This is a genomic window from Acinetobacter endophylla (assembly GCF_053543775.1).
On the sequence record NZ_JBLVOM010000091.1, the window covers coordinates 1 to 1,044 of the forward strand.

At 38.3% G+C, this 1,044-nt stretch carries 3 protein-coding genes; all 3 read right to left on the minus strand.

Annotated features, from left to right (window positions below):
• Positions 1 to 214, minus strand: a 214-nt coding sequence (locus ACNPNW_RS05370; RefSeq protein WP_448766656.1) for a hypothetical protein, incomplete at its 3' end; no start/stop codon positions are given.
• A 57-nt stretch (positions 215 to 271) separates the two neighbouring features.
• Positions 272 to 637 carry a hypothetical protein gene (locus ACNPNW_RS05375; protein ID WP_448766657.1) on the minus strand — a complete coding sequence of 122 codons (366 nt, stop codon included), beginning with the start codon at positions 635 to 637 and terminating at the stop codon, positions 272 to 274.
• 220 nt (positions 638 to 857) lie between these two features.
• Positions 858 to 1,044: hypothetical protein (locus tag ACNPNW_RS05380; RefSeq protein ID WP_448766658.1), on the minus strand; the 187-nt coding region annotated here is incomplete at its 5' end.

Genomic DNA, 1,044 nt, shown 5'->3' on the forward strand with positions numbered 1-1,044 from the left:
CAATAGAAACTGCTGCCAGTGATGCCTTTAAGGTTGTACCAAAGGCACCAATCGCCCTGCTGGTCTCTTCACTCTGTTTTTCAACTTTCTCCATTGAAGAAACAATGTTTTTACTGGAAGTACCGGCTTGCTGTTCTGCTTTTTTTAGTGGCTGTTCAAAGTTGACAGTTTTGGCAACCAGATCAAGGGTTAAAACACCTAAACTTCCTGACATTACTTTTCTCCAGGCATAAAAAAACCTTGCAAAGAGCAAGGCTTCTTCAAAGGATTATTAATTTATACAACTTTGATACATACTGTTTCTAAAGTCTAAAGCTGCCTTATTTCTATTTTCTTCTACTTCAAAACGTGGTGTTTCATAAGCAGCTTTCACCATTGCAACTGAAATTTTCTTTAATTCTGGATCATTTATTTCATTTGCAGATTTCATCATTTCAGACATTGCAACACCAGATTGTCGTGCACCCATCATTGCATTAGCCATCAAATCTATATTGCTACAAAATTCATTATGAGACTCATCTTCTTTATGAATTTTATGCTGAACTTCATTAGCTACTTTTTTCTGCGGCTGATTATCACAACCCATTAAGAACACAAATAAAGTAGCACCCAACATAGTTTTAAAAAATGACATGACCCTAACCCCCTAATGATAAGAGGTTAGATATTATTCTATTTTTTTGGATTGCCCTAGTCTTCATCACCACCATATTGAGCAAAAGCAGCTTCAAAGGTCAGCTCTGGTGCATCGTGATAAGGCAAGAAATCCCATATATCAACATCAGTGACACCATTGCTTTGCATGGCCATCAACTTCAATTCAGCAAGGGATTCATCTAGCCTTAATGCAAAATTCAGGCTTCCGCGTTTGTTTCTGTAGTTTTGCCAGAAGGCGTATTCCCACTGTGAGATTTTGCTTTTGATTTCGGTGATGCTGTTTCCACAGATTCCGTGGATTGCGAGCTCTGCAAAGATTTCGTTTCGTTCGAACTCTTCGTCACTGACTTTCCCCAGAACAGGTTAATACTATTTGATGCATCC

Coding starts and splice junctions, on each gene's coding strand:
- ACNPNW_RS05375 (WP_448766657.1), bottom strand. CDS start 637: ATGTCATTTTTTAAAACTATGTTGGGTGCTACTTTATTTGTGTTCTTA.